Raw genomic sequence first — 5,936 nt, 5'->3', positions numbered from 1 at the left:
GAGTGGCTGCCATGTCCGGTTCATAATGGCAAGAACCGGAAGCTGCCAGTCCGGAAACCACCCGTTTTTGACTTGGCGGCGACCTAAGCAGACCGGCAGCTTTCGGGAAATCAAAATGCAGTCTAGACGGCGGGAATGGGGCCCTTTTCAGCCTGGCAGGTCTAGCCCCCCATTTCAGACCTTCGGGGCCCGAAACAGATTTTCCAAAAGCAGCTATGGGAAGCGCCGACATTTGTGATCAGCGCTTCCCAAGCTTGATTAGAGTTCTTTCTTTCATGTACTTGACTGAAGGCCACTGCAGGTATCCGGCTGCCTCGTAGGTCTTCCGTGCAGGTTCATGGCCGGGGTCAGTCCCCGTATCTACGAGTGATACTTTAAGCCCGTGTTGGCGCATGATGCGTTCAGCCCACACCAGCAATGCTTTGCCGATGCCTTGCCGTTGGTGCAAGGGTTCAACCGCCATAATGCGCACCTCACCCAGTTGGAAGGAGGTGTGGAATAGCAGCCCGACCCAACCGATCACCCGAACAGTTCGATCGACGGCCACCCAGATACTCGCGCCATCTTGGTCGAGCACTTCCTCAACTTCCTGAGCCTGCCTGACCGACCACCCGAGAGGGTAGAAGGCATCATATGCGTAGGATGGAACGGCAGGTCGAAGTGACGCGAATACCGGCTCCCATGCTCTCAGTGAAAGTTCTACAATTTCCGTTTTATGCTCGGACCGGAACGCCTCAATACGAAAGTCCATTTTTGCTCCTGAAAAAGTCATGAAAAGGCCGTCTCGTACGAGACCCGGCGACCTTTACTTTTCTTCGTTCAGCGCAAACGGACGTTCGAGTAGCAGGGCATGGGAGCCTATTCACCAAAAACTTCGCAAAGGCAGTCTACAAAGCTTTTGATGCGTGTGCAATTTGCGTTGCGCGATCGATTGCAGACCGTCTTCTTTCCACCCCGAAACTGCTAGACTATGCATGCTCTTTCGTGGCGTTCTCGATGAAGCCGACAATGGCTTTTAAGATAGGCGGCACTTCAGCGGGTGTGAATTCGTGCCCAACATCTTCCAGCACGACCAATTCCGCGTTTTGGACAAGCTCCGAAGTCTTGTTTGCGGCGGCGACTGAGATAAGGGGATCCGCTTCGCCGTGGATGATCAAGGTGGGTTGGATTATATCTTTGGCGTCGAGACTGGGATCGATTTTTCCCTGCAGCATCGCATGATTGAATGCTGCTCGAATGTCGGAGGTTTGGTCGAGTTCTCGGCCAATCCGGTCCAGTGCCGCTTCACGGTCGAAACGTCGTGAGGAAGCGGTGCTCAATTCGGCAATGCGAAGCAAAAATCTCGTTACATCCTTACGGCTGGTCCAATCCAGCGTACCGATGCCGCCGAAATGCTCCATCATTTCAGCCGGAATACCTTCGCCATCGTAAGTGTTGTTCAAAGGCTCTGCTGCGAACAAAGTAATGGTGGCGACCCGTTCGGGATGTTTGAGCGCGGCGATCTGGGAAACCAGACCCCCGAGCGACATACCCATCAAATGCGCAGACGACACCTCATACGCATCGAGTATGCCGATAACGTCTTCGACGAGGTCGGGAACGTCATAGGGTGGCATGCCCGGAGCAGAGTGCGTCGAACGACCGGTGTCCCGTTGGTCGAACGAAATGACCCGGTAGCCTGCATCGGCGAGTGCCTCAATAAAGTCAGTCGGCCACCACGCCATCGACGCGGTCGCTCCCATTGAGAGAAGAATTGTGCCGCGCTGAGATAGCCCTGCCGCCTGCGTGTATATCAATGCGTCCGGCATTTTTACGTATTTCTCAGTCGTTTCCATCGTTGCTCCAAGATTTACAACAAATGCCAGCGGTATAGCGGACATTCAAGGCAGCGCAACGGCGATTACCCCCAAAAGCTGCCAGTTCGAAACCACCCCTGACCTGCCGGATATTTCCGGTTTGTTGAAGGCGGGACGAAAACGCGGCATCGATGGGTGGATATTGCTGTCAATAAATTTCAGCGATCGAGGTCGAACTGCTACGATAGAGGCAGCAACCTCAGCTCAACAGATAACTCCCATGTCAAAGATGCCAAAAACAATCGATAAACCTAAGCCGCAAAAATCTGATGAGCTGTCCGATGCATTGCTGGACAAGGTCGCCGGCGGCGGTCAATCGGGCAATCAAACCGGAGAAGAGATTGCGGAGAGAGATGAGAAACCGCAGGAGTGAGCAGCATTGACTGATGGGTCAGATGTCTATCTCGCCGGGATCAAAGCTCACATTGGTCGTGCAGATCAAGTGGTGCGACGCGTCGGACACTGCGACCTTCACTGCATGCGCCTTAGTTGTGCAGGCGGTGTCCATCGATAGTTCCGAGGTTGTTCTGACTGCCTCCTCATGCGCCTTCTGAACTGACGGCAATTCGTGGCCATCTGGATCGACTACTGTTTTGTCATCTTCCGAGATGTCGAAAAAGAACCGCGGCATGGCGAACCTCCGGCTCCAATACGGTTGAAGGTCAGAAGCCGTTCCATCACAAGCGGTTAGTGACTAATCAACGGCTGGCAACCAATGTGGCCCCAAGACATGGACCGGGCATACAGACGCGTAGCATCCCCGACTTATGGAGATCCCTGAGAACTTGTCGGCGAAAGGCTTGCTACGGCGCGAGCCCTTCCACACATTTCCAGTCACGGCGACTTCGTGGGGCCGCTTTCGCCGTTTCTATTGGTTTCTTCGGGTACCATCGCGACGCCGCCCTGAACAGGTGGCGCCCCCCCGCCGGCGACTTTATCGAGCGAGGCATCTGGCATCTCGTCTCTATCTGCGCGGGACGCAATTTTATTCTGCGGATTATTTTTGGTCATGGAATTCTCCAACCCACCAACATTAACACCGAAGTGAGAAACGGCGAACTACAGAGAGTCGTCAATGCTTCCCACATCCGTTGCCAGGTAGACTGAAAGACCAAATTCTCACCACGGTGCCGCGGAAGGTAATGGCGCGGCAACCGTCTCGCCTTTGCCCTTGGTAACACACAACGGCCTAAATCCGTCCCAGCCGCAATAGCTCAGGCGTCCGTCGGCACGCGCTATGCCGAAGGCGGAGTTGGGCGCGCCACATTCCTCGCAATAGTAGATCGGAAATTTGTGTGTCGTATCGGCGATTGGCGAAACAGCGCCGCTCTCGGATTGGAATTTCGTGGGCATCGACTCTTTTCTTTGAAAGCTGCCCGGAGGTGCTAAATCTGGCGAGACACACGGTCAAGGAGCTGACCCATGCCGGCGGCGGGTTCGCCGATTAGCAACCGAGTTTTAGTCGGTGGCGTTTGCTCGATAACAGGAGGCTTTCCCATGCAGTATCGTAAGCTCGGCAACAGTGGTGCAGTCGTCTCGGCTTATTGTCTTGGCACAATGACCTTTGGGGCAGAATCGGACGAGGCGACCTCAATCCGGCTGATGGACCAGTATGTTGAGGCGGGCGGCAATTTTCTGGACACGGCCAATGTCTATAGCGCCGGCGTATCCGAAGAGATCGTCGGACGCTGGCTTAAGACCAAGAAGCTTCGCGATCTGGTCGTCACCACCAAAGGTCGTTTTCCAATGGGTGACGGTCCAAATCACCTTGGCTTGTCGCGAAAAAATCTAAACGAGGCGCTCGACGCTTCTCTGAGAAGACTTCAGGTCGAGCACATCGACCTTTATCAGGTCCACGCCTTTGACGCATTGACGCCACTTGATGAAACGCTGCGTTTTCTCGATGACGCAATCGCAGGAGGCAAGATCGGCTATTACGGGCTCTCCAATTTCCTTGGCTGGCAGCTTACGAAAGCGGTCTGGATCGCCAAGGGCCAGGGCTATCAGCCTCCGGTAACTCTGCAGCCCCAGTATAATCTGCTGGTACGCGACATCGAGCACGAGATCGTGCCGGCGGCTCTCGATGCCCATATTGGCCTTCTGCCTTGGTCTCCGCTCGGCGGAGGCTGGTTGAGCGGCAAATATAAGCGCGATCAAATGCCGACCGGCGCCACAAGGCTGGGCGAGAATCCAAAGCGCGGCATGGAAGCCTTCGACAAGCGAAACGGCAATGCCAAGACCTGGGACGTTATTGGCGCGGTTGAAGACATTTCTCATTCCCGCGGCGCCACGATGGCACAGGTCGCTTTGGCCTGGGTTGCTGCACAACCTGCGGTCACTTCCGTAATCATCGGCGCCAGAACAACCGAACAGCTCACAGACAATCTTGGTGCATCGGACTTGGTGCTCAGCCAGGAAGAGGTGACCAAACTCAGCGACGTCAGCAAACCAGAAATGTCAGATTATCCCTATGGCGAAGGCGGCATTGGTCAGCGCCATCGCAAGCTCGAAGGAGGGCGATGAAGGACGGCTAAAGCATCGCGCCATAGGTGTGGCTGATTGTGGATATTGCTCAGTGGAGACGCTTCACGCCACCCTTAGTGCTCACACTTCGATTGCGCACTCATCCGTGTGAACGACGATACACATCGTCGATTTCTGATCTCGGTTCGGGAGCCAGATTTCGATCCGCCGGATTTCCCTAGGTGCACAGCGAGAAGCGCGACGTGACAGAGCTCACGCGCGCGAATGATCGTGTAGTACGCCGGTGTTGGGCAAAACGCTCGGCTTCTTTCCTTCGCCGAGGCCATGGCCACACGGAACAACCATTGGATATCAACGGCAGGGATGGTGCTCGTCGGTCAGATGCCGGGTAGCGCCAAGGGCGTCATGTTCATTACCATCGAGAACGAGACCGGAACCGCCAATCTCATAGTCTGGCCCAAGGTCTTCGAACAGCACCGCCGGATCGTCCTCGGCGCGTCCATGATGTCCATTTATGGCAAGCTGCAAAGAGAAGGAGAGTTAGTCCACCTTATAGCGAAGTCCATGACGGACATGACCGCTGAACTTGCAACCGTCGGCGGCAGGGACGGGCGGTTCTCCGTTCGACCCGGTCGCGGTGACGAATTCGCTCATGGCGGGTCATCCGGCGACTCCAGGACAAGAGAACGGGACGGGTTCCGTCAGCGCGATATCTATGTGCCGGATCTGCACATCGACACGTTGAAGGTCATTGGCCGACATTTTCACTGACCGGCACCAGTGGCTGAGCCTCCGTGATTGGCGCGATTAGCCACCCGGTCCTCACTCATCACCATTCTCATAAAGGGGCAGCAGCTCATCCTCGAAAAGGCCACCGATCGCTTCGAACGGTTCGCCTGCCGCTTGAAAGTCGCCCAGCTTCAGGTTTGGGAAAACAAAGTATTTGCCGGCGACCTTTTCCTGTGTCGCGCCGAAGATAACCCTTGTGATCCCTGCGAAGCGCATGGCCGAAAGGCACATCTCGCAGGGTTGCAGTGTTGAATCATCACGCAGGAGGAAAGGTCGGTCGTGCCCATGGATTTGGCGGCTTCTGTAAGCGCAACCATTTCGGCATGCTTTGTTGGATCTGACTGCAGGCGAACCTCATTCTCTCCTTGGCCGACGACCTTACCGTTCAGCACGATCGCCGCTGCGATACCTGCTTTGCCACTTTCTGCTCTTGCTTGGAGTGCCCGATCGACCGCCTGTCGCATCGAGACATTCTCAGCCTCCGAAACCGCTGGCTTGGAGGTGGGCGTGTCCGACGGGGAGGTATCGGCTTGAACTAGGTTGGCAGAAGGCTTTGGATCAGATCCGAAAGGCATGTAAGGCTCCGAAGGTGTCGTAGCGAAATCCCCGAACCTCGTTCGAGTTGCTCACCACAAGCAGTCCTTCCATCCGAGAACTAATAACACCCGTTTGGGAGTGAGCCGCTAGCGCCTCTTCAAACGGCATCCATCACCCGAAAAATGAGATGCGACGTGTTGGCACATTGTAAGCGATGTGCCGGTCACACCTTGGGCACGAAGTTCCAAGGGAGCAATTCGTTGATGCGGT

The 5,936-nt window shown here is 55.4% G+C and carries 8 protein-coding genes; 3 read left to right on the top strand and 5 right to left on the bottom strand.

Translation table 11 applies throughout. The features are described 5' to 3' along the window. Positions 1-238: 238 nt before the first annotated feature. Both ASE94_RS08400 and ASE94_RS08395 read right to left on the bottom strand, forming a co-directional pair. Entirely contained in the window at positions 239-751 is a 513-nt protein-coding gene (locus tag ASE94_RS08400) for a GNAT family N-acetyltransferase (RefSeq protein WP_062630032.1), read from the bottom strand. 217 nt (positions 752-968) lie between these two features. Then, positions 969-1,808 carry an alpha/beta hydrolase gene (locus ASE94_RS08395; protein WP_162236065.1) on the bottom strand — a complete coding sequence of 280 codons (840 nt, stop codon included), beginning with the start codon at positions 1,806-1,808 and terminating at the stop codon, positions 969-971. Between ASE94_RS08395 and ASE94_RS21135 the strand changes: the two genes are divergently transcribed. Beyond that, on the top strand, positions 1,786-2,229 hold the full coding sequence (locus ASE94_RS21135; RefSeq protein ID WP_062630030.1) for a hypothetical protein: 444 nt from the start codon (positions 1,786-1,788) through the stop codon (positions 2,227-2,229). The genes ASE94_RS08395 and ASE94_RS21135 overlap by 23 nt on opposite strands. A gap of 18 nt (positions 2,230-2,247) precedes the next feature. On the opposite strand, the gene ASE94_RS08385 is transcribed toward ASE94_RS21135, so the two are convergent. Both ASE94_RS08385 and ASE94_RS08380 read right to left on the bottom strand, forming a co-directional pair. Then, positions 2,248-2,487: a hypothetical protein gene (locus ASE94_RS08385; protein ID WP_062630029.1), complete on the bottom strand. Its 240-nt coding sequence runs from the start codon at positions 2,485-2,487 to the stop codon at positions 2,248-2,250. 203 nt (positions 2,488-2,690) lie between these two features. Beyond that, a complete protein-coding gene (locus tag ASE94_RS08380) occupies positions 2,691-2,867 on the bottom strand; it encodes a hypothetical protein (RefSeq protein ID WP_156352064.1) in 177 nt (58 codons plus the stop codon). 486 nt (positions 2,868-3,353) lie between these two features. On the opposite strand from ASE94_RS08380, the gene ASE94_RS08375 reads away from it, so the two are divergent. Continuing rightward, a complete protein-coding gene (locus ASE94_RS08375; protein ID WP_062630027.1) occupies positions 3,354-4,379 on the top strand; it encodes an aldo/keto reductase in 1,026 nt (341 codons plus the stop codon). Between the two features lie 285 nt (positions 4,380-4,664). After that, the gene (locus ASE94_RS08370) at positions 4,665-5,111 is read left to right on the top strand and encodes an OB-fold nucleic acid binding domain-containing protein (RefSeq protein ID WP_156352062.1); all 447 of its coding nucleotides are present in this window, start codon (positions 4,665-4,667) and stop codon (positions 5,109-5,111) included. Between the two features lie 51 nt (positions 5,112-5,162). On the opposite strand, the gene ASE94_RS21340 is transcribed toward ASE94_RS08370, so the two are convergent. Then, positions 5,163-5,345 carry a hypothetical protein gene (locus tag ASE94_RS21340; RefSeq protein ID WP_210166233.1) on the bottom strand — a complete coding sequence of 61 codons (183 nt, stop codon included), beginning with the start codon at positions 5,343-5,345 and terminating at the stop codon, positions 5,163-5,165. Between the last annotated feature and the right edge of the window lie 591 nt (positions 5,346-5,936).

This window comes from Devosia sp. Leaf64 (assembly GCF_001421945.1).
Classification (GTDB): domain Bacteria; phylum Pseudomonadota; class Alphaproteobacteria; order Rhizobiales; family Devosiaceae; genus Devosia.
This window is presented reverse-complemented; position numbering and strand designations above follow the sequence as displayed.